Origin of the sequence: Cetobacterium somerae (assembly GCF_022430525.1) — a bacterium.
Lineage (GTDB): Bacteria > Fusobacteriota > Fusobacteriia > Fusobacteriales > Fusobacteriaceae > Cetobacterium_A.
In genome coordinates this window covers 1,722,396-1,746,457 of record NZ_CP092519.1, presented here as the reverse complement: position 1 = coordinate 1,746,457, position 24,062 = coordinate 1,722,396, and the positions used below count along the sequence as shown (strand labels likewise).

The window sequence follows — 24,062 nt, the reverse complement described above, 5'->3', positions numbered from 1 at the left end:
GACAAAGTTTGATAAATACTATACTATTAAGGTATAGAAATTAACTAAAACCAAATATAATTGAATAAAAAAATAGGAGCTAAGCTCCTATTTTTTTTATTTTCCACAACATTTTTTATATTTTTTTCCTGATCCACATGGACAGTTTTCATTTCTACCAACTTTATTAACTACTCTTGGCGGTTGATTTTCACCAAAAACTTCAACGTATGAATGTCCTTTTAGAGTCCAAAGAGGTAAAGATTTAGAGATTTTAGTTACAAGAGCTGTAAATATAGATTCAGAATTAGAATTTTCAAATTTAATTCTAGTTTTACTATCAGAAACAATCTCTTCTATAGGTAGATTATTTTTTAATCTATCAATTATTGTTGTAATTTCAAATCCAATTTGAGCTCCTTGCATTTTGTGAGACATTAGAAGGGCAATTAAATCAGCAACTTCTTGAGTTTTTTCAATAAAGAAGTAATTCCAATAGTTTTTGTATTCATCATTTGTTAATATTTTATACTCTAAACCATCATATTTAATTGTTTCATGTAAAATATCAACAGGTTCAGAAACAGAATCAGCTACTAAATAGATAGTTTTGCTTCCAGAATCTTCTAATTTTGATATAAATACATTTAAAATCCATCTACAATCAATAAAAGCATGAATTTTTTCTAAAGTAATATCTTTAAATGTAGGAAGTAAAAGTTCTAATAATTTATGCTCATCAATAACACCATAGAATCTAATCATTCCTAAAATTAGCATCTCAAGTTCTTGATAAGAGTCAATTAAAACTTTATTCTCTTCATTTTGAGAAATAGAATTTATAGTTTCAATAAACCATGTTGAGATGATGTAATGATTATTATCTTTTTCTTTTATAATATTTTTAGATATAAATCCAAAACTTTGTAATGGTAGTAAAAATTCCTCATATTCAAAGAAATCTTGTTCACTAACTTGGTTTTTCTCAACATTAAATTGAGAAAGTAAAGATATAGTATCTTTAGAAAAAATTTCTAAAAAAGCTGAAGTGTTATTTTCATAAGCTTCTGTAACCTTTTCTATAATTTTTCCTTTAACAGTACTTTTAGCAATTTTTATATTAAATTTAGCTAAGATTTTAAAAAGATCATCTTTAAGTAAACTATTTAAAGATTCAATTAAAAATTTGTCTTCCACAGTGACCTCCAAACATTTTTATTACTATTATATCATAAAAATATGAAAATACAAAAATGTATAGAAATCTATATTTAGAAGTTATTTTTATAAGGAATGATTTTAATTTTTTTATGCTTAAAGAAAATTTTTCCGTTAATAAAAGAAAATTGAAGTGGATAGATTTCAACCCCCTCTTCAATTGCTTTATAAAATGTTTTATAAAAAATTGGATCAGTTTCATAATTAGGAACAAAAAAATTAGAATCTCTCAAAATAATAAGAATAACAGCAGCGCGATGACCAGATTTTTTAATTTCAATTAGCTCATTTAAGTGTTTAGTTGCTCTTACACTTGGAGCATCTGGGAAAGTGGCGATTTTATTATTAGAAAGTGATACTCCTTTAGTTTCAATATATATCTTTTCCCCATTTTTTTCAATTAAATAGTCTAATCTGCTATTACCAAATTTAACTTCAGGTTTTATAAAATCTATTTTTCCAAAGATAGAAATATCTTCATTTTTAAAATAATTATCGGTTATATATCTATGAATAGATGAATTAATTAAAATTTCTTCATTATCATCTGCATAGGCAGCAATAACATCCCATAAAGTTTTTCTATTCTCAATATTTTTTGCTTTTCTTAAAAAAACTTTATTTCCAGGAAAAAGAAGCTCTTTAATTCTTCCAGAATCGTGAACATGAGCGGTAATTATCTCATTATTATTGAGTTCTAGTGATGCTGTAAATCGATTAGGTCTATCTATAAATTTTCCAACTTCATCAATATCAACTTTGTAAATAAGTTTCATTAAGCCCCCTTTAATATAAATATATAATAAAAAAGAGATCAATTTCTTGATCTCTTATTGTAAGTTATTACTCAGCTGGAGCGATACACTCAACAGGACAAGCACCTGCACAAGCACCACAATCAATACATTGATCCTCGTCGATTCTTCTTTTTCCTCCATCAACCTCTGAAATGCAGCTAACAGGACAGATTGCCTCGCAAGTTCCGCATCCAATACAGATATCTTCGTTAATTCTATGAGCCATGATAACCTCCTAAAATAATTTTAATTAAGTATAAATATACAACTTTAATGTATACTCGACAGAAGTATACCATTTTAATATTAAAAAGGCAACTCTTTTCTAAAAGTATTATTAAAAAGAAAATAATAAATTCCTTTTTTTTTCTAGAAAATTGATATATAATGAAAAAAAATATTTTAAGGAGATTAGCTATGAAAATTTTTGTAATGTCAGATATTCATGGATCAAGTTATTTCTTAAAAAAAGCGTTAGAAGCTTATGAAAAAGAAGAAGCTAAGTATATATTAATATTAGGTGATGAATTATATCACGGACCAAGAAATCCGTTGCCATTGGAATATAATCCAAAAGAAGTCGCAGATATACTAAATAATTATAAGAATAAAATAATTGCAGTTAGAGGAAATTGTGATAGTGAAGTAGATCAAATGATGTTACAATATCCAATTTTAGGAGACTATTCTACACTTTTTTTAAAAGAGAAACGAATTTTTGTAACACATGGTCATATATATAGTGAAGAAAATCTACCTAATATTTGTGAAGGAGATATATTTATGTATGGACATACTCATTTACCTGTGGCATATGAAAAGGATGGCATATATAGATTAAATCCAGGATCTATATCTTTGCCAAAAGGTGGAAATATAAATAGTTATGGAATTTTAGAGGACAATTACTTTTGTGTAAAAAGTTTAGATGGTGATATAATAAAAGAGATTGAAATAAAGTAAAAAGGAATGCATTGAAGCATTCCTTTTCTATTTTTTTATAGCGTAATTAATAACATCAGTGAAATAATCAACATAATTAACTGTAATACCAGTTTTTAAAAAATCTGGGAGTCTATCAAAATCTTTTTTATTATCTTTAGGAAGAAGTAGTTCAAAAATCCCAACTCTTCTAGCAGCAATAGTTTTTTCTCTAACTCCTCCAATAGGTAAAACTTTACCAGTTAAAGTTAATTCTCCAGTCATGGCAATACCTTTTCTAATAGGAGTATTAGTAGCTAAAGAGTAAAGAGCTAAAGCCATTGTAATACCGGCAGATGGACCATCTTTAGGAGTTGCACCTTCAGGTACATGTAGATGAACTCTATTTTTATCAAAAAATTCTTTTGTTTCAGTAGGAAGAGTAGCATCCTTAGCAAGTAAAGATCTAATATATGAATATGCAATTTCTGCAGATTCTTTCATAACATCTCCCAATTGTCCTGTTAGTTTTAGTCCACTTTCTTTATTGCTGATACTAGCTGCCTCAATGTATAACGTTGCTCCACCCATAGAAGTCCACGCTAATCCAAGAGTAACTCCTGGAATTTCATTTTGATAAAGTTCCTCTGTAGTAAAAATAGGAGCTCCTAAGTAAGATTCAACATTATTTTCATTTATTCTAACTTTTTCTTTATTTCCTTCAGCAATTTTAAGATTTACTTTTCTCATAATTTTTCGAATACATTTATCCAGAGTTCTAACTCCAGCTTCTCTAGCATATTTATCTATTATAAATTTCAGAGCATTTTTACTTATTGTAATTTCTTTATTATCTAAAGCATGAGCTTTAAGTTGCTGAGGAATTAAGTATTTTTGAGCTATTTGTAATTTTTCTTCAAGTATATAGCCTGATAAATGAATGATTTCCATTCTATCAAGTAATGGTCTTGGAATTGTATCTAATTGATTCGCAGTTGTAACAAAAAGAATTTTTGATAAATCATATCTTATATCTAAGTAGTGATCTAAAAAATCCTTATTTTGTTCAGGATCTAAAACTTCTAATAAGGCAGAAGCAGGATCTCCTCTAAAACTATTTCCAATTTTATCTATTTCATCAATCATAATAACAGGATTTGATGTTTGTACAAGCTTTAAAGCTTGAATAATTTTTCCAGGCATAGCCCCAATGTATGTTCTTCTATGTCCTTTGATTTCAGCTTCATCAACCATACCACCAACAGAGAAACGATAAAATTTTCTATTTAATGATTCTGCTATTGATTTACCAATAGATGTTTTTCCAACTCCTGGAGGTCCAACCAAACAAAGAATAGATCCATTAACATTTCCAGTTTTTATAACTGTACTTACGAATTCTAAAATACTATTTTTTATATCTTCAAGACCGTAGTGATCTCGATCTAAAATTGTCTTAGCCTTTTTTATATCTAATCTATCTTTTGAAAAAATACCCCATGGAAGTTCAACAATAGACTCAATATATGTTCGAGCTACATGATATTCAGGAGAACCCTGATCAAGAAGAGAAAGTTTTTCAAGTTGTTCATCAACTATTTTTTCAGCTTCTGGAGATAAATGAATATGATTTATTTTATCTACAATTTTATCAATAACTGCAGATTTTTCATCTTTTTCTAATCCAAGTTCTTGTTTTATTAATTTTAGTTGTTCTCTTAAAAAATATTCTTTTTGTTGTTTACTAACTTTATCTTCGATTTGCTTAGAAATTTTAGCTTGAAGTTGGGAGATTTCTAATTCTTTTTTAAGCATTGTTAAAAGTCTTTGAGAACGATTAACTATATTAAATTCTTCTAAAAGTTCTTGAAGATCCTTTGCTTCAGCTTTTAGCATTGAAGAAACAAAATCTATAAAAATACTAGGATGATCATATGATGCTTGTGAGACTAAAAGTTTTAGCTCCTCTTTTAGAATAGGGTTAACTTCAAAAATCTCTTTTAAAGAAGTCATAATAGCAAGCATATAGGCTTTAAGTTCGATTGAAGAATCAGCATTTTCTTTATTGTACTTTACTTTCCAGCATAATCTAGAGTTGCCAGGTACGACTTTTTTCTTTTTGAATCTTTCTACACCAAAAACAATTGCTTGAACAGAATCTTGGGAGATAGATGTAACTTTGTTGATTTTAACAACAGTTCCAACGTCGTATAAAGTTGAATTAAAGTAATCATTATCATCAATATCTTTTACAAAAACTAAACCAATAAAACCATTGTAATGTTCTTCCGCATCTTTTATAGCTTGTAAAAAATCCTCTCCTGTGAAAGCGATTGGAGTTAAAATATTTGGAAAAATAGGTCTTATTACAAGTGGTAAAATAGGAATATCTTCAGGTAATAAATCCCTTATATTAACAAGATCAGTAGAATTATTATTTGTACTAGTCATAGCCTCCTCCTTTTGTTTCCGTTATTATAATTAGAGTACATATAAATGCTCATATTTCCTTTTATAAATTAAAAAATAAAAACCTAAATTTATTTTGAAAAGGAAGAGAGATGAAAAAGCAGTAAATCCTTAAAAATACAAAAGTTTTGGAGGAGTTAAAATGACTTTAAGAAAAAAAATTTGCGTTATGGATATTGGTTCTAACTCTATTAGAATGGTTATATATGAAATTACTCCTAATAAATCATTTATTCCTGTAGAAGATATAAAAGAAACAGTTAGATTAGGAGAAGGAATAAATGATAAAAACGAGCTTAAAGAAGAAAAGATAAAGTTGGCTTTAAAAACAATACAGTTATTTAAAAAAGTATGTATAAAAAATAATGTAGATGAAATTGTTGCATTTGGAACTGCTGCTTTAAGAATTGCAGTTAATGGAGAGTATTTATTAAAAGAGATTTTAAAAACAACAGGTATAGATGTAATTATATTTAAAGGTGAAGATGAAGCGTATTTTTCATTTGAAGGTGCCATAAATACATTGGACATAAAAGATGGAGTTGTAATTGATTTAGGAGGATCGAGTTTAGAAATTGTTCACTTTGAAAATAGAGAAGCTTTAGAAAGAATAAGCTTAAATTTTGGAGCAGTAACTTTATCAGAAATCGTAAATTTAAAAGATAAATTAAGTAAAAAAGATGAAGAAATATTAAGGGAGTTTATAAGAGAACAATTTAAAATAGTTCAGTGGAAAGAGAAAATAAAAGGATTACCTTTAATTGGAGTTGGAGGAACTGTTAGAAATATTGGAGGAGTAAATTTATATTTAAATAACTATCCTTTAGAATTATTACATAATTATAAGGTAAGTATAGATGGTGTAGAAGAGGTAGTGAATTTTATAAAAGAAAAAGATTATAAAGAAAAGCAAGATGTACAAGGATTATCTAAAGCCAGAGCAGATGTATTTATAGGAGCAGCTATTGCTGTAGAAGAAGTATTAGCATATTTCAATTTAAAAGAGTTGATAATAAGTGGTTATGGAATAAGAGAAGGTGTTTTATATGAGAGACTTAGTGAGTGTGGAAAAGTTATAAAAGATCCATTTGAGGATGGCTTTAAAGAAATTTTAGAAATTTTAGATATTAATACAAAAATAAAAGAAAAACAATATAAAATTTTTAAAAAAATATGTTTAGCATTAGATGAAGAATACAAGATAAAAGGAATAAATGAAAAAATAATAAAAATAGTAACTTATTTATATGATATTGGAAAAAGTATTAATTTTGTAAATTATCCACTCCATTCAGCTTATATGATATTAAATTTGGGGATAAAAGCTATTGAGCAAAAGGATCTTGTAGCATCAGCTCTAATCATAGCAAGAGGAAATAAAAAGTATAAAGGTTTAGAAAAATATAAAGAGATGTTTAAAGAGAGTGAGATAGAAGAATTGATGATGCTTTCTAAAATATTGAATATAACTAATATATTTTATGATGATTTACTTTTGGAGGAAGAAAACTTTGAAATTGAAATAGCAAAAGATGAGATTATATTTTTTATAAAAGAAAAAGATGAGGAGGATTTAAAAATTATTGATTTATTTATATCTCAAAAAAAATTTGTTAATACTTTTGATAAAAAATTAAGGTTTAAAATGAATAAATAGAATGGAGACGATATGGGGACTTACGCAGTGATAGAAGTTAACTCTACTTTTATAGAGATGAAAATATATGAAAAAAAGGAAATTGGATACAAAATTTTAGAGAAAGTAACAGAGGATATAAATCTTTTTAAAGATATTAGAGATAAAGATGAAATCTCTTTAGAAAAAATGAGGAAATTGTGTGAGATATTGAAAAAAATGGACAATTTATTAAGAGATTATGGAGTTATAGAAAAGAAAATTATATTTAGTGAATTTTTTAAAACAATAACCAATTTTCCAATGGTATTAGATCAAATAAAACTAAAGGTAAATTTGTCAGTAGAAAATATAGATTTGAGTGAGAAAACATACTACTCTATAAAAAAATTAATTCATTTAGAAAAAGAAATTTTTTCAAAAAAAGAAAGTAGATTGTTTTTTAATTTAAAATCATTTAGTTCAGGAGTATATCTATTTTATAAAGGGGAATTATGTATAAATGAACATATAAATCTAGGAACAGAAAAGTTATATTTAATTCTTGAAGAAAATAATATAAATTCTAAAAAAGCTTTTGATTTTATTTGTGATTATATGGAAAGTTATGTTGAGTTTATAAAAAGAGATATAGGAAGAAAAGTTATAAAAAAATTAATTTTAGAAGGTGAGTTAGAGGAAAAGCTTTTAAAGTTAGTTTTTGGAAAAAAAGATTTAAAAAATATAACACTAAATGAATTAAAAGAAAAATTGAAATTTTTACAAGAGCACTCATACAATGAAATTTCTATAAAATATAAATGTAGTGTTCCTATAGCAAAATTAATAGTTATATCTATTTGTTTAATAATAAGCTTTATAGATTATTTTGAAATAAAGGAGATTAAATTTTTAGATTTTAATATAAAGGATTTATGTGCATTAGAAAAGTTTTATCCTGATATAAGATATTGTTTTGAAGAAACTTTATGGAAAATAACATTAGATTCAGTTATAGATTTGGGAGAAAAATTTGATTTTGATAAAGAGCATTCTGAATTTGTAAAAAAAATAGGTATAAAATTACTTGATAAATTAAAAGGGTACCACTCCTTAGGGTTAAAGGATTATAAATATTTTATAATAGCTGCTTATTTACATGATATTGGAAAAGCAATAGATTTTGAAAATCATAGTAAACATTCAGCTTATATACTTGAAAATACAACAATATTTGGTTTAAATAGAGAAATGATTGAAAAAGTTGGGTTTATAATTAGAGCTCATACATCAAATACCAAATTAGAATCACTTTATAACTATGGTTTTAAAGGAGAGGAATTAATAAAATTATTAAAAATTATAGCAATTATAAAAATAGCGACATCTTTAGACCGAGGGAAAAAAAGACGATTACAAAATGAAAAAATAAGTCTTAATAAAAATAATTTAATAATAGAAATGGAAACAAATGAGGATTTTTATATGGAAAAAAGTAGTTTTGAAAAACAATCAAAACTATTTAAATATTTGTTTGATTTAGATATAGAGCTTAAAATAAATAGGAGGTTTGGAGAATGAGTCCCTATACTGGAAAAGACTTCTATAATAGAGAGATAAGTTGGATAGAGTTTAATAAAAGGGTATTATCAGAGGCAGAAACAGTGGATAATCCACTTTTAGAAAAAATAAAATTTTTGGCAATTGTAAGCTCAAATTTTGATGAGTTTTTTAAAGTAAGAGTTGCAGGGTTAAAAGCTCAAGACGAATCAAATTTAGAATTAAGAGATATAGCAGGTTTACTTCCAAAAGAACAATTATCTATGATAAAAAAAGATGTTACTAAGATTATAGATAAGCAATATAAACTTTATTCTTCAATTATGGATAAGATAAAACTTGAAGGGAAAATTTCTATAAAGACATATGATGAATTAGCAGGAAAAGAATTGAGATTTATAGAAAATTATTATAGTGAAACTTTATTTCCAATACTGACACCAATGGCAATTGATACGTTTAGACCTTTTCCGCACTTAAATAGTGGAGCCATAAATTTGATTTTAAATGTAAAAGAAAAGGATGGGATATCTTTTGCTATAGTTGAAATTCCAAGAGTTGTAAATAGATTAATCAAGTTACCAGGTGGAAATAATTTTATATTATTGGAAGAAGTTATAAAGAACAATTTGAATAAATTATTTAATGGTTACGAAATAATAGATATAGGATACTTTAGAATAACAAGAGATGAGGATTTAGGTATCGATGAAAATAGTGGAGCAGAGGATTTATTAGTTGAAATAGAAAAAGAAGTAAAAAATAGAAAATGGGGAAATCCAGTTAGAGTTGAATATATTCGTGGAGTTTCAAATAAAAGTTTAGAGTTTTTAAAAGAACAAATAGAACTTGAAGAAGAAAATTTTTATCCAGTTTTAGGACCTCTAGATTTGACTTTTTTATGGGGAATGACAGATGTTGATGGAGTAGAAGGATTAAAATTTGAAAAAAATATTCCGAGGTATTATAAAGAGTTATCTGGTGAAAATATATTTAAAATTTTGTCAAAAAGAAATATTTTACTCAGACATCCTTTTGAAAGTTTTGATCATGTGGTTGATTTGGTAAAAGTCTCTGCTCAAGATCCTAAAGTTTTGGCTATAAAACAAACTTTATACAGAGTAAGTGGTGATTCACCTATAATAAAATATTTAAAAAAAGCTGCTGAAAATGGAAAACAAGTAACAGTATTAGTAGAACTAAAGGCTAGATTTGATGAGGCAAGAAATGTTAAATGGGCGCGAGAGTTAGAAGAAGCAGGGTGTCATGTAATTTATGGATTAAGCGGATTAAAAACTCATGCTAAGTGTTTATTGATAATTAGAAAAGAAGAGGATGGTATAAAAAGGTATGTCCACTTAGGAACTGGAAATTATAATGATTCAACGGCAAAATTATATGTAGATTATTCATTTTTTACTATGGATGAGGAGATGGGAATAGATGCTAGTTATCTTTTCAATAAATTAACTGGGTTTTCAAAGATAGATGATTGGAAAAAATTAATAGTCGCACCAACTCATTTAAGAGATACATTATATAGATTTATAGATAGAGAGATTGAAAATACTTCAAAAGGTGGACTAGGAAAAATAGTTATTAAAGTAAATGGTTTAACAGATCAAGGAGTAATAGAAAAACTTTACGATGCATCTAAAGCAGGGGTTGAAGTCACTTTAATTGTTAGAGGAGCATGTTGCTTAAAAAGTGGAATAATTGGACTAAGTGAAAATATAAAGGTTTATAGCTTAGTTGGACGTTTCTTAGAACATGATAGAATATACTATTTTGAAAATAATGGAGAAGAAGAGTTATATCTAGGAAGTGCAGATTGTATGAGAAGAAATTTAGATGGCAGAGTAGAAACAATGTTTCCTTTGGAAAATAAAGAAGATAGAAAAAAAGTTATTCAACTCATAAAAGATATTTTAAAAGATAATGTTAAATTAAGAATTCAAAATAAAGATGGCAGTTATTCTTTGATAAATCAAAAAATAAAAAAAACGACACTAAAATTTAATTATCAAGAATACTATAGAGAAAAATCTAGTGAAATAAAAAAGGAGGGTACAATATGAGATTAATAAAAGTTTCTAAAAAAAGTGATCTTTTTAAAAAAGCAATTGATATATTTAAAGAGACAACTTATGGGAAGGATGTTGTTAATATTGCATTTTCAGGTGGTAGAACTCCAAAAGAATTTTTCACTAAATTATCAAAAGAAGATATAGAGTGGGAAAAAATAAATATTTTTTTAGTGGATGAAAGATTTGTATCATTAAATAGTGACAGTAGTAATTATAATCTTTTAAAGAAAAACCTTTTGGATAAAATTGATATTCCTGAAAAAAATATACATAAAATAGAAATATTAAAAACTCCTTTAGATTCAAAAATTGATTATGAAAAAAGATTATTAAAATATTTTAAAGGTGACATAAGATTCGATGCAGTTTATTTAGGAATAGGAGACGATGGTCATACAGGATCGATATTTACTATGGATGATATAGAAGTATTAGAACCAACTCTTATAACGGAAAGTTCAAACCATCCCCACAAAAGAATAACTTTAAGTATGGAAACGATAAATAAAGCTGAAAAGAAAATAGTAATAGCAACAAAAGAAAAAGCTGAGGTATTAGAGAATTTACCTAAATTTAAATGTCCAGCATTTTTTATAGATAATCCCATAGTTTTAATGGAATATGAAAAGTAAAAAAAAGTGGATTAAATCCACTTTTTTATTTGAAATTATCAAGTAATCTAAGAAAATCCATTGCAATTTTCTCTTCTTTTGTTAATGTCTGTTTAAAGTTTGAAGAGAAATTATAATTATTTAATCTATTTGGATGGTACAATAAATCATTGATGAAATATTTTAAAGGGTCGTTATAATTTTTGTATGCAGGAAATGATGAGATTTCTCTATTATATTTAGCAAAAGCTTTACGTAATCGTTTTTCCTCTTTAAGTTGTTCCTTATAAAATTTTTCAACATTTTTTCTATCTTTATGTTTAAAGGATGGATTCAGATTTAACCACTCAATAAATTCTTTATTATGTCCCCAGTTAGTATCGGTATTAATATTTTTGTGTGCATGACCTTTAGCCTTTCCTTTACCAGGGTTAGCTAAAATTTGAGTAGAGCAAAGTGTTAAAAAAATAAAAATAAAAGCTATAAAATTTTTCATAATATATTCTCCTCAAATAAAATAATATCTGTCTATTATATATTAAATACAAAAAAAATTAAAGATATAAAAATTCTTGACTTTTATACTAAAGTTTTATATGATATTAATATATACAGAAAAAGTATAAATGGAGGTATAAAAATGAGAATTATGTTATTTACAACACCAACTTGTCAATATTGTGGTCCAGCAAAAGAGCTTTTAGCAGATACTGAAGGTGTAGAGATTATAAATGCTATGGAAAATCAAGAGTTAGCAGGAATGTATGGGATCAGATCTGTACCGTGCTTAATTGTGGAAAAGTGTAGCGGAACAAAAACATATATAGGCTTAGATCAAATCGCTAAATTCGTTGATGAAAATGGACATTCATCAGGTGGATGTGGATGTAGCTGCGGTCATTAATTAAAAAACCATGCAAATAGTTTGCATGGTTTTTATTTTTTATTGGAAAGTAGTTAAAAAACATGTATAATATCTAATTAAATTTATAGATAAAAAAAGAATAAATTTAAACTTGTAGAATAAGCTTAAGAGGTGAAAAAAATGAGAAAAAAATTATCTCTATTTTTACTTCTTTCTATTATTTCAATTTTTGGAAGTATTAGGGAGGAGATTAAAGATAGATCCCACCTATATACTTTTGTTAACTCAGAAATAAAAGAGTCGAAAAATAACAGAAATGATAAACATATACTTTTAAATGTATCGAATAAAGATATTAAAATAATAACAACATCTAGTAGAGATAAAAAAGATGATGATTTAGGAAATGATGATAGTGTAACTTATCTTATTAATTCTAGTTTTTCTCCAATTTTTAGAATTAATTTAAAAGAAATTCCATTTTTTAATTTTTATCCAAATAATAATTTAATATATACAATTTTAAATAGATATGAAAATAGAGTGTTAAGAATTTAAAAAATAGTTTTTTCAATGATATTAAAATAAAATTGGAGGAAAAAATGAAAAAACTATTATTAACTGAAGAGAATGAAATTTTAAGAGAGAAAGAAAGCTTTTTTGATAAAGTTTTTAAAGTGTTATTTTTAATGATGTTTGTAGGATCATATTTAATGTTAGTAGGAGTGACTACTTTTAAACTATTGGAGCATATAATAAAATATGGTATTTCAGGGTAGGTGAATATATGGGAGTAGAGATATTAATTGCTGGAATAATTATATTATTAAGTTTATTTTCAATAAGGATATCTAAGAAATTAGAGATACCTTTATTGATAATGTTTTTATTAGTTGGAATGTTAGCAGGATCAGAGGGAATAGGTAGAATTTATTTCGATAATGCCCTAGTTGCTCAAAACTTAGGAACAATAGCTCTAATGTTTATAATTTTTTCAGGAGGATTAGAAACTAAAAAAGAGGATGTAAAAAAGTCTCTTTATCCAAGTGGAACATTAGCAACTTTAGGTGTTTTGTTAACTGCCGGTCTATCTGGAGTAGCTGTATATTATTTAACAGATTTTACCTTAAAAGAAGCTTTACTATTTAGTGCTATGGTATCATCAACAGATGCAGCAGCAGTTATGTCTATCTTAGGAGACTCAAAGCTAAAGAAGGATATAAAATCAGTTGTTGAAATAGAATCAGGAAGTAATGATCCAATGGCCTATGCTTTAATTCTTTTTTTATTATCATTTTTTAAAGAGGGAGAAAGTACATCGATTGTAACAGGGATAATTTTTCTTTTAAAACAAATAACCCTAGGAGCAATTATAGGGTATATATTTGGAGTGGTAACTTTACCGCTAGCTAATTATATAAAAATAGTGAGGGAAGAGTTTTTAACTATACACTTAATTGCCATATTGTTTATCTGTTTTGGACTGGCAACAGTTTTAGATGGAAATGGATTTTTGGCAATATATATTGCTGGAATAATGATTGGAAATAAGAAGTTTAACTATAAGTTAAACTCAATTAGAAATATGAGACTGATAACGTGGTTTATGCAAATAGGGATGTTTGTAATGTTAGGATTATTAGTTTTTCCTAGTCAATTGTTAGGATATATATTTATAGGAAGTTTATTGTCTGTAATCATGATAATAGTTATAAGAATGCTTGTTGTTTATAGTTTATTATGGCCATTTAAGTTTAATTATAAAGAGAAATTTTTTATATCATGGGCAGGATTAAAGGGAGCAGTTCCTATAATTTTTGCTACAATGGCTATAACAGAAGGGTTGCCTAATGCTCAAGGAATGTTTAATCTAACTTTTTATATTGTTGTATTTTCAGTTCTTCTTCAAGGAATGACTTTAAAATATGTAGGGAAAAAATTAAATTTATTCGAAGAGGATCAAGAGGAAGACAAATTTATAGAAATAGAGGAATTAGAAGAACTTGCTTTGAAGAAGATGATATTAGATGAGCAATCAGAATATGTTAATAAAAAGATTAGAGAACTTGAATTACCTCAAGGAATGCTAATTGTATCTATAAAAAGAGATGAAAATTATATAACTCCAAAAGGAGATGTAACACTTTTGATGGGAGATACTCTTCTATTTTCACAAAACTAATTGTATTTTTTTAGATATAGTTATAGAATGTAATATAATATATTAGTTTTTAAAAACTAAAAGGACGTGAAAAGTTGAGTAAAATTTTTATAAAAAAAGATAGAGAAAGAATGTGGCAGAGTGGACACCCTTGGATGTATTCTGGAGCAGTGGAAAAGATAGAAGGAAACCCAGAAGCAGGATCAGTTATAGAGGTATATAATTGGAAAAAAGAGTTTATTGGATATGGTCATTATAATAAAAATTCAAAAATTATGGTGCGTATGCTAGAAAAAGATATCAATAAAAAAATAGATTTAAATTGGTATTCTGAAAAAGTAAAGGAAGCATATGCTTTAAGAGAAATGATAAATATTAATAGTAATGGATATAGATTAATTCATAGTGAATCAGATTCTCTACCAGGAGTTATAGTAGATCGTTTTGGAGATTACTTAGTAGTTCAGGCTTCGACTTTAGGGATGGAAAAAGATAAAGAACTTTTAATAGAAGCTTTAAAAAAAGAGATTCCAAATTTAAAGGGAATATATGAAAAGAGCGAAGGTGATGGAAGAAAGTTAGAAGGACTTCCTGAAGTTTCAGGAGTTCTTTTTGGTGAAGTTCCAGATGAGATTGAAATTTTTGAAGGAGAGGCTAAGTTCACAATAGATTTAAAAGGACAAAAAACAGGATTTTACTCAGATCAAAGAGATAATAGAATTTTAATGGGTTCTCTATCGAAAGATAAAGATTTTTTAGATGTATGTAGTTATACTGGAGGTTTTTCACTTCATGCTATGGTAAATGAAGCAAATTCATCAACTTTAATAGATGTTAGTGAAGATGTTTTGAATGTTGCTAGAAAGAATTTAATAAAATATAAAAATGTTGAGTTTATAAAGGGGAATATATTTAATGTTTTAAGAGATTTAGTAAAAGAAGGACGTCAATGGGATGTAGTAAATCTAGATCCACCAAAATTGGCACCAAATAGAAGAGATTTAGATAAAGCTTTAAAAGCGTATAAGGACATAATTTTAAATGGAATAAAACTTACAAAAAAAGGCGGATTACTTTCAATTTATAGCTGTAGTGGAGCAGTTACAAGTGCAGATTTAAGAATGGCTTTGGCTTATGCTGTTAAAGACGCAGGAGTAAAAGCGGTAATAGTAAATCAACTACACCAAAGTCCATGTCATCCAATATCAGTAGCAGTTCCTGAAACTGAGTATTTAAAAGGTTTTTTAATAAGAATAATTTAAAATAAAAGGGGAGTGGGGAAATATGTATTTATTAAATAATGGTTTAAAGATCCCAAAAGTAGGATTTGGAACATGGAAAGCAACTGATAAAGAGCAGTGTAAAAATGCAGTGAAAACAGCTTTAGAAATAGGATACAGACATATTGATACAGCTGCTATTTATGGAAATGAAGATGCTGTAGGAGAGGGAATTGCTGAATTTTTAAAAAATAATAATGTTTCAAGAGAAGAACTTTTTATTGTAACTAAAGTTTGGAATACTGAACAAGGTTATGATACAACTTTAAAAGCTTATGAAGAATCTTTAAAAAAGTTAGGATTAGATTATATAGATATGTATTTAGTTCATTGGCCACAACCTAAAGATTTAAATAAAACTTGGGAGACGTGGAGAGCTTTAGAAACACTTTATAAAAGTGGTAAGGTTAAAGCTATTGGTGTATGTAATATGAAAGAACACCATTTGAAATATATAATGAATAATTTTGAAATAGTGCCTGCAGTAAATCAAATTGAGTTACATCCATATTTACAACAAAGAGAATTAAAAAAATTCTGTGATGAAAATGGAATTGTAGTAGAAGCTTGGAGTCCATTAATGCAGGGAGCTTTAGATCATGAAGGTTTAAAGAAGATAGCTGAAAAGAATAGAAAAACTGTAGCTCAAATAGTTTTAAAATGGCATTTACAAAAAGGATTATTACCATTACCTAAATCAGTTACACCATCTAGAATTATAGAGAATTTTCAATTGAATTTTATTTTAGATGAAGATGATATGAAATATATTGATTCATTAAATAAAGAGGAGAGAATAGGTCCTGATCCTGATGAAATAACATTTTAGATATTAAAATAAAAAGACCGTATTGAATTTTTCAATACGGTCTTACTATTTCAACAACTAAATTTTAGTTGGTGGATTCATTGGTGGAGATGACGGGAATCGAACCCGTGTCCAAAATTGCAAGCGCCATAAGCTTCTACAAGCTTAGTTTGCTATTTGAATTCGCAATAATTACTCCCGCAAACAGGGCTAACTAAAGCTATCCTCTAAAATGTCCCCTATAACTTAGAGAAATTGTTTAGGGTAATCTGTATTTAAGTGACACCTTGATTGAACGCTCCTACAGAAGAGAATGTTCAGAGGTGAGCTGACATTATGCAGCTAAAGCGTAATTTCTGTTTCCATCTAAACGATGAGTTGATCTCTCACAGCGATCAACCTGGCCTGCTACCTATAACCTCACAACCCTGTCGAAACCTTTGCATCCCCAATTATTAAATTATAGATTATTATAACACAAATTTTTCTTAAACTCAATTATCTAACGAGATCTTTCTCATTTTTTTTATTGTTAGGAAAAACATAACTATGGCTACTATTGTATCAGATATTGGAAATGCTAGCCAAACACCAATCTCTTTGAAAAAATATCCTAAAATATAAACAAGAGGAATATTTAAAATAACAATTCTTAACATAAAAAATCGTGTGGCAATAATACTATCTTTAATAGATTGAAAAAAGTTATTACATGCTAAAAACATTGCAGTAAAAGGCATTAAAAAAAGATTTAATCTCATAGCTGAAACTGTAAATTCAACTAGAGGAGGATCATTTTTTATAAAAAACGAAACTATCTTTTCAGTGTTAAAAAGCATAAGAAGAACTAAAATAGTTGAAACACTAATAACTGTATAAAGTTGTATCTTTAGAACTTCTTTTACACGTTCGTAGTTTTTAGATCCGAACGTATATGAGATTATAGCTGCCGTTCCTTGGTTAAAACCTTGTAAACTTGTATTCATAACACTTCTACAAATTGAGATAATTCCGATTGCAGCAGTAGCAATATCTCCTCCATAAACTCCTGCTTGTCTATTAGTAACAGTAATAACTGAGGATTGTAAAAGTTGATTGTAAAAACGAGGACTCCCTATTTTAAAGATTTCTTTTAAGATTTTTAAATCAAGAGAAAAATACTTTTTAGAAAAGGTAATAATATCTGATTTGAAAAAATAAAAAAGAATATAAAAAGCACTTAAAGCTGTAGCAATTAAAGTAGCCAATGCAGCTCCACCAATTCCCATATCAAATTTAATAATAAAAAGATAATCTAAAATAACATTGAAAACACCTGTAAAAATATTTACGGCCATTGCTGTAACAGAGTCTCCAATTCCTCTAACAAGAGTACTTTGTCCTAAAATAATTTGAAAAGTTGCAATTGGAATTAGAAAATTTGTATATTCTATAGCTGATTTAATGTTAGAAGAACTAGCTCCCAAAATTTTTAAAATTGGAATATTAAAAAGAAAAAGAAAAATAGTTAAAAGAATACCTATAATAAAAATCCATAAAAATCCAGTGCATAAAACTTTTTCAGCACCTTCCCTATCTTTAGATCCTAACTTAACTCCAATTATAATAGCTATTCCAGAAAAGGCAAAATTAAAACTATTTATAATCATAGCGTAAGGAAAAACGAGGGCAATAGCTGCCATGCCCTCTCTTCCTGCTACCTGACCGATGAAATACCTGTCAGTTAAAACACAAAGCATACCTATAATAGCACCAAATGAAGATGGAATACTAAATTTTAAAATGGTGGTTAAGGTACTCTGTTTTTCAAACTTTAAACTTAAATCTTGCAAAATACTCCCCCTGTAAAAATATTATATTAAGAAATATACTGAAAAATAATTAAAAACACTACCTGCTAAAACAAAAAGGTGCCAAATACCATGAGCAAATTTTTTATTTTTCATTAGATAGAAAATAGTTCCAACAGAATAGCTAACACCACCCCAAATTAGTAATTTTAAAGATAGTGGTGAAGCAAGCATTTGTAAATCTTTAAATACAAACATAACCATCCATCCCATGAAAAGGTAAATTAAAGTAGAAACAAAATTGAATCTACCTACAAAGAAAACTTTAAAAAGAATTCCTAAAAGAGTCATTCCCCATTGGACAAAGAAAAGAACCCATTTTGTTGTCCCATCAAAAACTCCTAGAAGATATGGAGTATATGACCCAGAAATTAAAATATAAATAGCTGAGTGGTCAAGTATTTTAAAAAGTTTTTTAATTTTTCCAACATAAAGTATATGGTAAGTTCCTGACATAGTGTAAAGTAAAACAAGTGAGAAACAAAATACCATAGATCCAATGACATAACCAATATTACCTGTTTTTAAAGAGTGAACTAAAAGAGCTCCAGTTCCAATAAGTGCTAAAACAGCGCCAAAGTAGTGAGTCATAGAGTTAACCCATTCTTCTAATCTAGTAAGTGTATTATTCATATAGATACCTCCTATCCGTTCTTTCTAAAGTTTAAAACAAGTTCATCAAACTTAGGATCTAATTGTCTTAATTTTATATTGGCAGCATTTAAAAGCTTTTTAGATGCTATATTAGAATCCGTATTATCATACTTATCTGAAAGATAAACTATTTCACTTATTCCGCTTTGGATAATACTTTTAGCACATTCGTTACATGGGAAAAGATCAACATAAATAGTACATCCTTTTAAAGTTTTAGTACTATTTAAAATAGCATTTAATTCAGCATGACAAACATATGCGTATTTACTATTTAAAAAATCCCCGTCTCTATCCCAAGGAAATTCATCATCAGAACATCCTGCGGGAAGGCCATTGTATCCAACACCTACAATTCTTTTATCAGGAGTTACAATACATGCTCCAACTTGTGTTCCAGGATCTTTACTACGTTTAGCAGAGAGAATTGCAACTCCCATGAAGTATTCATCCCAATCAATATAATTAGCTCTTTTTGACATTTTATCCTCCTAAATTAAAAAAATATTTTTTTATTTTGTAAATATAAATCCGCAAGGGCAATAGCCACAGCATTTTCTAAAACAATAGGAACTCTAAGAAGAAATGCGACATCATGCCTTCCATTAATTTTTAAAGATTGAATATTGTTATCTTTAAAATTAAAGGTTTCTTGAGATTTGAAAATGCTAGAGGTTGGCTTAACAGCAACTTTTAAAAATATATCGTTTCCATTTGTAATTCCACCATTAATACCTCCGTTATTGTTAGACGAAGTTTTTCCACTTTTATCAATAAAACAGTCATTAAATTTACTACCTAAAAATTCCGTTCCTTTAAATCCAGCACCAAATTCAACTCCTTTAATCCCTGGAATTGAAAAAATTATAGATGAAAGAACAGATTCTACAGAATCAAAAAAAGGTTCTCCCAAACCGATAGGAACATTTTTAATAGTTAAAGAGATTATTCCTCCTAAAGAATCACCAGAATGTGTAGTTTCAAGCAAGTAATTTTCTAGTTTTTTATCAAACTCTAACTTATTTAAAATACCAATCGATTCAATTTCACTAAAAAAAATAAAATCATTTAATATTTTTTTTGCAATGACCCCAGCGGCAACAAGAGCAAGCGTTAATCTACCTGAAAAATGACCACCACCGCGAATATCATTAAAACCTGAATATTTTTTAGTAGCAGAAAAGTCAGCATGACCAGGTCTAGGGTGCGATTTAAAGTCAGTATAAACTTTAGAATCAGTGTTTTTATTCTCAAAAAAAATATTAATAGGAGCTCCAGTTGTAAAATCATTAAAAACTCCTGAAATAATATTAGGAATATCATCCTCTTTCCTAGGAGTAGTACCTATTTTTCCAGATTTTCTTTTAGAAAGATCTTTAGTAAAATCTTCAAGAGTAAGCTTTATTCCAGATGGAACACCATCAATTAAAACTCCGATACCAGAACCGTGAGATTCTCCATAAATGTGTACTCTAAAAAGAGAACCAAAACTATTCATAAAATCCTCCTAAATTAAAATAATGTGTATAATTTAATTTTAGCACAAAACATGAGAAATATTAAATAAAAACATAGTAAATTTAATTGCAAAATATTAGAAAAAGGTGTAGAATATAACAATTAACGCATTGAAATGAATTAGAATTTAATATTATAGATTGAATATATTTGGAGGAGATAACTGTGTTTATAGATGAGGTAATTATAACGGTAAAAGCAGGTAACGGTGGAGATGGAGCCGCTACTTTTAGAAGAGAAAAATGCATACAATTTGGAGGTCCAGATGGTGGAGATGGAGGTAGAGGAGGAGACGTAGTTTTCGTAGCTGACTCTAATATAAATACACTAATAGACTTCAAATACAAAAAATTATTCCAAGCAGAAAATGGTGAAAATGGTGCAAAGAAAAACATGTTTGGAAAATTTGGAGAAAATTTAGTAATAAAAGTTCCAATTGGAACTCAAGTAAGAGACATGGAAACAGGAAAATTACTTTTAGATATGAGTATACCTGGTGAAGAAAGAGTTCTTTTAAGAGGAGGTAGAGGAGGTTTAGGAAATACAAACTTCAAAAACTCAGTTAGAAGAACACCAACAATGGCTGGAAAAGGAAAAGAGGGTGTAGAGTTAAGAGTTAAGTTAGAATTAAAGCTTTTAGCAGATGTTGCGTTAGTAGGATACCCTTCTGTTGGAAAATCAAGTTTAATAAATAAAATATCAGCAGCTAAATCTAAAGTTGGAAACTATCACTTTACTACTTTAGAGCCTAAATTAGGAGTGGTTAGACTTGGTGAAGGTAGATCATTTGTTGTGGCAGATATACCAGGACTAATTGAAGGGGCTCATGAAGGAGTAGGATTAGGAGATAAATTCTTAAAGCATATAGAAAGATGTAAAATGATATATCATATAGTAGATGTGGCTGGAATTGAAGGAAGAGATCCAATTGAAGATTATGAGAGAATAAATAATGAGTTAGTAAAGTTTAGTGAAAAATTAGCAAATAAGAAACAAATTGTTTTGGCAAATAAAATGGATTTAATTTGGGATATGGATAAATATGAAGAGTTTAAATCTCATGTGGAAGCACAAGGAAATGAAGTGTTCCCAGTATCTGTTATTTTAGGTGATGGATTAAAAGAGGTTTTAAATAGAACTTGGCATGTTTTACAAGAAACAGAGAGAGAAGAACTAGAGGAAGAGGCTGACATTATCGATGTATTGAAAGCTAATAAAACTAGAAAAGAACCATTTGTTGTAACACAAGATGAAGATGGAGTATTTGTTGTTGACGGATCAATTGTTGATGGCGTGCTAGCTAAATATATCATAACTCATGATGATGAATCGGTTGTTACATTCTTACATATGCTTAGAAATTTAGGACTAGAAGACGCTTTAAAAGATGCTGGTGTTGAAGATGGAGATACAGTAAGAATTGCTGATACAGAATTTGATTTCGTTGAGTAATGAAGAATTGTTTATTAAGCTGAGCCATTAGGTTCAGCTTTTTTATCTATTTAAAAATTTTAGAGGTGAAAAATTGAAAGGGATAGTTATAGCCGGACCTACAGGAGTAGGAAAAACAGAATTATCAATAAAATTAGCAAAAGCTTTAAATGCTGAAATTATCTCGGCAGATTCTGCACAAGTGTATGAAGAGATGAATATAGGAACAGCTAAAATAGAAGAGAATGAGATGCAAGGGATTATACATCACATGATTGATGTTGTTGAACCTGTAAAAAAATATAGTGTTGGTGATTATCAGAGAAAAGTTGATGAAATATTAAATTCTAATGAAGAAAAAAATATTCTATTAGTAGGAGGAACTGGACTTTATATAGATTCAGTAGTAAGAGGACTATCTGCTTTACCAGAAAGTGATTTAGCTATAAGAGAGAAATTAATGAATGAAGATGGAGATAAACTTTTTGAAATTTTAAAAGAAATTGATCCAGAAAGTGCTGAGAGTATTCATCCTAATAACAAAAGAAGAGTTGAAAGAGCAGTAGAAGTTTTCTATCAAACTGGAGAGAAATTTTCGATTTTATCTAAAAAGAATATAAAAGGAAATAATTTTAAATTTTTAAAAGTTGCTTTAGAAAGAGATAGAGAACATCTATATGATAGAATAAATTTAAGAGTAGAGATAATGATGGAAAATGGACTTTTGGAAGAGGTGAAATATCTTTATAAAAAGTATGGAGATATATTAAAAAAAATAAATATCATAGGTTATTCAGAGTTAATTTCGTATATAAATGAAGAGATAACTTTAGAAGATGCTAAAGAGTTAATAAAGAAAAATTCAAGAAATTATGCTAAAAGACAATTTACATGGTTTAAAAATGATCATGAGTATATTTGGTACGATTTAGATAAAATGACCCAAGATGAAATTTTTTCAGATATTTTACAAAGGTTTAATGCCTTATAAAGGTTTAATTACTCTACTATTTCATAAAATTACCGAAAATAATAGTCTTGATAAAAAAGTATTCGTATGGTATTATTGTACAGAAAAGCTTTAAAAGGAAGTGTTGGATGATAAAGAAGATTTATGTTATATTTTTAATGATTTTGACTGCTTCTTGTTCAAATTTAGATAAAGGATATAATGAAAATTTATCAAATGTTGACGAAAAGTTAGTATCTAAATTAGAGCTTATTCAAAAAGATTTACAGGTGAACAATGTGACAAGATTAAAAGAAAGCTTAGATGTCTCATTTAGAGAGAGATATGCTATAAATAAACTTTCAGAATATGACTTGTCTAAAGTAAAGTTGTACTTTACAAAACCAAAAATTACTAGAAATTTGGGAGAAAATACTATAGGAATTAGGCTTGGTGAAGAAGTTCTTTACTTTAATGTAGAGTATAAATATTTAAATGGTGATTGGAAAATAACCAAATTTACAGAGAGAAGGTGAAAAAATGCAGAATGAAATAAAGCTGTATGTTCCATCCTCTTTAAAAAATCTTTCTATCATTAGAGCAATGACTAAAACATATTTAGAACATCAAAAGGTTGAACAGAAGGATATAATGAAAATTTTATCTATTGTTGATGAACTAGCAACAAATGTTATAGAACATGGCTATGAATATAAATCTGGTGATATAATTATAGAGCTTCAAAAAAATAATGATATTATTCATTTAGTAGTTGAGGATAATGGAGTTGGATTTGATGAGTCTAAAATTAGTAAAGATGAAGGCGGAATGGGGCTTTTTTTAGCAAAAGCTATGGCAGATAATTTTAAAGTAGAAAAGAAGATTAATGGAACAAAAATAAAAGTTGAAAAGAGAGTTAAGGAGGAAATTTAACATGACTACAAATTTTGAAATAATTGAAAAAACAGTGGATGATGTAAGAGTAATAAAGGTATGTGGAGAATTAGATGCATTAGTAGCACCAAAATTAAAAGAGAGAATAGCAAAGCAAATAGAGCTTGATATAAATAAATTTGTAATAGATTTTAGTGATTTAGTTCATATAAACAGCTTAGCTATGGGTATATTAAGAGGAAAGTTAAGAGTTGTAAGAGATTTAGGTGGAGATATAAAATTAGTGGGATTAAATGATCATATAAAAACTATATTTGAAATGATTGGATTAGATGAGTTATTTGATATTTATGCAACAGAAGAGGAAGCAATAGCTAGTTTTAGATAATATTTAC

The 24,062-nt window shown here is 27.7% G+C and carries 25 protein-coding genes and 1 other RNA gene; 16 read left to right on the top strand and 10 right to left on the bottom strand.

Annotated elements, in window-relative coordinates; all coding sequences use genetic code 11:
- Positions 1 to 96: 96 nt before the first annotated feature.
- The 3 genes from MKD34_RS08150 to MKD34_RS08140 all read right to left on the bottom strand — a co-directional run bounded on the left by MKD34_RS08150 (position 97) and on the right by MKD34_RS08140 (position 2,220).
- Positions 97 to 1,176, bottom strand: coding sequence for an SEC-C metal-binding domain-containing protein (locus MKD34_RS08150; RefSeq protein ID WP_240219015.1), 1,080 nt, complete (start codon positions 1,174 to 1,176; stop codon positions 97 to 99).
- Positions 1,177 to 1,250: 74 nt separating this feature from the next.
- A complete protein-coding gene (gene sfsA, locus MKD34_RS08145) occupies positions 1,251 to 1,973 on the bottom strand; it encodes a DNA/RNA nuclease SfsA (protein WP_240219014.1) in 723 nt (240 codons plus the stop codon).
- 67 nt (positions 1,974 to 2,040) lie between these two features.
- On the bottom strand, positions 2,041 to 2,220 hold the full coding sequence (locus MKD34_RS08140) for an indolepyruvate ferredoxin oxidoreductase subunit alpha (RefSeq protein WP_023049759.1): 180 nt from the start codon (positions 2,218 to 2,220) through the stop codon (positions 2,041 to 2,043).
- A 191-nt stretch (positions 2,221 to 2,411) separates the two neighbouring features.
- Between MKD34_RS08140 and yfcE the strand changes: the two genes are divergently transcribed.
- Positions 2,412 to 2,957 (top strand): phosphodiesterase, encoded by a 546-nt coding sequence (yfcE, locus tag MKD34_RS08135; protein ID WP_240219013.1) that lies wholly within the window; start codon positions 2,412 to 2,414, stop codon positions 2,955 to 2,957.
- Positions 2,958 to 2,984: 27 nt separating this feature from the next.
- Here yfcE and lon read toward each other — a convergent pair whose 3' ends face one another.
- Positions 2,985 to 5,366: an endopeptidase La gene (gene lon, locus MKD34_RS08130; RefSeq protein WP_240219012.1), complete on the bottom strand. Its 2,382-nt coding sequence runs from the start codon at positions 5,364 to 5,366 to the stop codon at positions 2,985 to 2,987.
- A gap of 160 nt (positions 5,367 to 5,526) precedes the next feature.
- On the opposite strand from lon, the gene MKD34_RS08125 reads away from it, so the two are divergent.
- From MKD34_RS08125 to pgl, 4 genes are read left to right on the top strand one after another with little or no spacing between them, the layout of a single operon-like run.
- Complete coding sequence (locus MKD34_RS08125; RefSeq protein ID WP_240219011.1) at positions 5,527 to 7,041, top strand: Ppx/GppA family phosphatase; 1,515 nt, start codon at positions 5,527 to 5,529, stop codon at positions 7,039 to 7,041.
- Between the two features lie 12 nt (positions 7,042 to 7,053).
- Positions 7,054 to 8,580, top strand: coding sequence for an HD domain-containing protein (locus tag MKD34_RS08120; protein WP_240219010.1), 1,527 nt, complete (start codon positions 7,054 to 7,056; stop codon positions 8,578 to 8,580).
- Positions 8,577 to 10,637, top strand: coding sequence for a polyphosphate kinase 1 (gene ppk1, locus MKD34_RS08115; protein WP_240219009.1), 2,061 nt, complete (start codon positions 8,577 to 8,579; stop codon positions 10,635 to 10,637). The genes MKD34_RS08120 and ppk1 overlap by 4 nt, the downstream gene beginning before the upstream one ends.
- A complete protein-coding gene (gene pgl, locus MKD34_RS08110) occupies positions 10,634 to 11,278 on the top strand; it encodes a 6-phosphogluconolactonase (protein WP_240219008.1) in 645 nt (214 codons plus the stop codon). Before ppk1 ends, pgl begins: the two co-directional genes overlap by 4 nt.
- Positions 11,279 to 11,303: 25 nt before the next feature.
- Here the strand turns inward: pgl and MKD34_RS08105 are convergent, their stop codons facing one another.
- The gene (locus tag MKD34_RS08105; RefSeq protein WP_240219007.1) at positions 11,304 to 11,753 is read right to left on the bottom strand and encodes a hypothetical protein; all 450 of its coding nucleotides are present in this window, start codon (positions 11,751 to 11,753) and stop codon (positions 11,304 to 11,306) included.
- A 144-nt stretch (positions 11,754 to 11,897) separates the two neighbouring features.
- Here MKD34_RS08105 and MKD34_RS08100 point away from each other — a divergent pair, with 144 nt between their 5' ends.
- The 6 genes from MKD34_RS08100 (at position 11,898) to MKD34_RS08075 (ending at position 16,392) form a co-directional block, all read left to right on the top strand.
- Positions 11,898 to 12,161, top strand: coding sequence for a glutaredoxin domain-containing protein (locus MKD34_RS08100; RefSeq protein ID WP_240219006.1), 264 nt, complete (start codon positions 11,898 to 11,900; stop codon positions 12,159 to 12,161).
- 141 nt (positions 12,162 to 12,302) lie between these two features.
- Positions 12,303 to 12,680 carry a hypothetical protein gene (locus tag MKD34_RS08095; RefSeq protein ID WP_240219005.1) on the top strand — a complete coding sequence of 126 codons (378 nt, stop codon included), beginning with the start codon at positions 12,303 to 12,305 and terminating at the stop codon, positions 12,678 to 12,680.
- Between the two features lie 44 nt (positions 12,681 to 12,724).
- The gene (locus MKD34_RS08090) at positions 12,725 to 12,901 is read left to right on the top strand and encodes a hypothetical protein (protein WP_023050304.1); all 177 of its coding nucleotides are present in this window, start codon (positions 12,725 to 12,727) and stop codon (positions 12,899 to 12,901) included.
- Between the two features lie 8 nt (positions 12,902 to 12,909).
- Complete coding sequence (locus MKD34_RS08085) at positions 12,910 to 14,304, top strand: potassium/proton antiporter (protein WP_240219004.1); 1,395 nt, start codon at positions 12,910 to 12,912, stop codon at positions 14,302 to 14,304.
- Positions 14,305 to 14,378: 74 nt separating this feature from the next.
- Complete coding sequence (locus MKD34_RS08080) at positions 14,379 to 15,545, top strand: class I SAM-dependent rRNA methyltransferase (RefSeq protein ID WP_240219003.1); 1,167 nt, start codon at positions 14,379 to 14,381, stop codon at positions 15,543 to 15,545.
- A gap of 22 nt (positions 15,546 to 15,567) precedes the next feature.
- Positions 15,568 to 16,392 carry an aldo/keto reductase gene (locus MKD34_RS08075; protein WP_240219002.1) on the top strand — a complete coding sequence of 275 codons (825 nt, stop codon included), beginning with the start codon at positions 15,568 to 15,570 and terminating at the stop codon, positions 16,390 to 16,392.
- Positions 16,393 to 16,473: 81 nt separating this feature from the next.
- On the opposite strand, the gene ssrA is transcribed toward MKD34_RS08075, so the two are convergent.
- The 5 genes from ssrA to MKD34_RS08050 all read right to left on the bottom strand — a co-directional run bounded on the left by ssrA (position 16,474) and on the right by MKD34_RS08050 (position 20,373).
- Positions 16,474 to 16,821: a transfer-messenger RNA gene (gene ssrA / locus MKD34_RS08070) on the bottom strand.
- 44 nt (positions 16,822 to 16,865) lie between these two features.
- Complete coding sequence (locus MKD34_RS08065; RefSeq protein WP_240219001.1) at positions 16,866 to 18,203, bottom strand: MATE family efflux transporter; 1,338 nt, start codon at positions 18,201 to 18,203, stop codon at positions 16,866 to 16,868.
- A 21-nt stretch (positions 18,204 to 18,224) separates the two neighbouring features.
- Positions 18,225 to 18,854, bottom strand: a complete 630-nt coding sequence (gene trhA / locus MKD34_RS08060) for a PAQR family membrane homeostasis protein TrhA (protein WP_240219000.1) — start codon at positions 18,852 to 18,854, stop codon at positions 18,225 to 18,227.
- An 11-nt stretch (positions 18,855 to 18,865) separates the two neighbouring features.
- On the bottom strand, positions 18,866 to 19,357 hold the full coding sequence (locus tag MKD34_RS08055; protein WP_240218999.1) for a deoxycytidylate deaminase: 492 nt from the start codon (positions 19,355 to 19,357) through the stop codon (positions 18,866 to 18,868).
- A gap of 14 nt (positions 19,358 to 19,371) precedes the next feature.
- Entirely contained in the window at positions 19,372 to 20,373 is a 1,002-nt protein-coding gene (locus MKD34_RS08050; protein WP_240218998.1) for a chorismate synthase, read from the bottom strand.
- A 185-nt stretch (positions 20,374 to 20,558) separates the two neighbouring features.
- Here MKD34_RS08050 and obgE point away from each other — a divergent pair, with 185 nt between their 5' ends.
- The 5 genes from obgE to MKD34_RS08025 all read left to right on the top strand — a co-directional run bounded on the left by obgE (position 20,559) and on the right by MKD34_RS08025 (position 24,055).
- Positions 20,559 to 21,845: a GTPase ObgE gene (obgE, locus tag MKD34_RS08045; RefSeq protein ID WP_240218996.1), complete on the top strand. Its 1,287-nt coding sequence runs from the start codon at positions 20,559 to 20,561 to the stop codon at positions 21,843 to 21,845.
- Between the two features lie 73 nt (positions 21,846 to 21,918).
- The gene (gene miaA, locus MKD34_RS08040; RefSeq protein WP_240218995.1) at positions 21,919 to 22,815 is read left to right on the top strand and encodes a tRNA (adenosine(37)-N6)-dimethylallyltransferase MiaA; all 897 of its coding nucleotides are present in this window, start codon (positions 21,919 to 21,921) and stop codon (positions 22,813 to 22,815) included.
- A 107-nt stretch (positions 22,816 to 22,922) separates the two neighbouring features.
- Complete coding sequence (locus MKD34_RS08035) at positions 22,923 to 23,309, top strand: hypothetical protein (RefSeq protein WP_240218994.1); 387 nt, start codon at positions 22,923 to 22,925, stop codon at positions 23,307 to 23,309.
- Positions 23,310 to 23,313: 4 nt separating this feature from the next.
- Positions 23,314 to 23,706 carry an ATP-binding protein gene (locus MKD34_RS08030; protein ID WP_023050292.1) on the top strand — a complete coding sequence of 131 codons (393 nt, stop codon included), beginning with the start codon at positions 23,314 to 23,316 and terminating at the stop codon, positions 23,704 to 23,706.
- A gap of 1 nt (position 23,707) precedes the next feature.
- Complete coding sequence (locus MKD34_RS08025) at positions 23,708 to 24,055, top strand: STAS domain-containing protein (RefSeq protein WP_240218993.1); 348 nt, start codon at positions 23,708 to 23,710, stop codon at positions 24,053 to 24,055.
- Positions 24,056 to 24,062 lie beyond the last annotated feature (7 nt).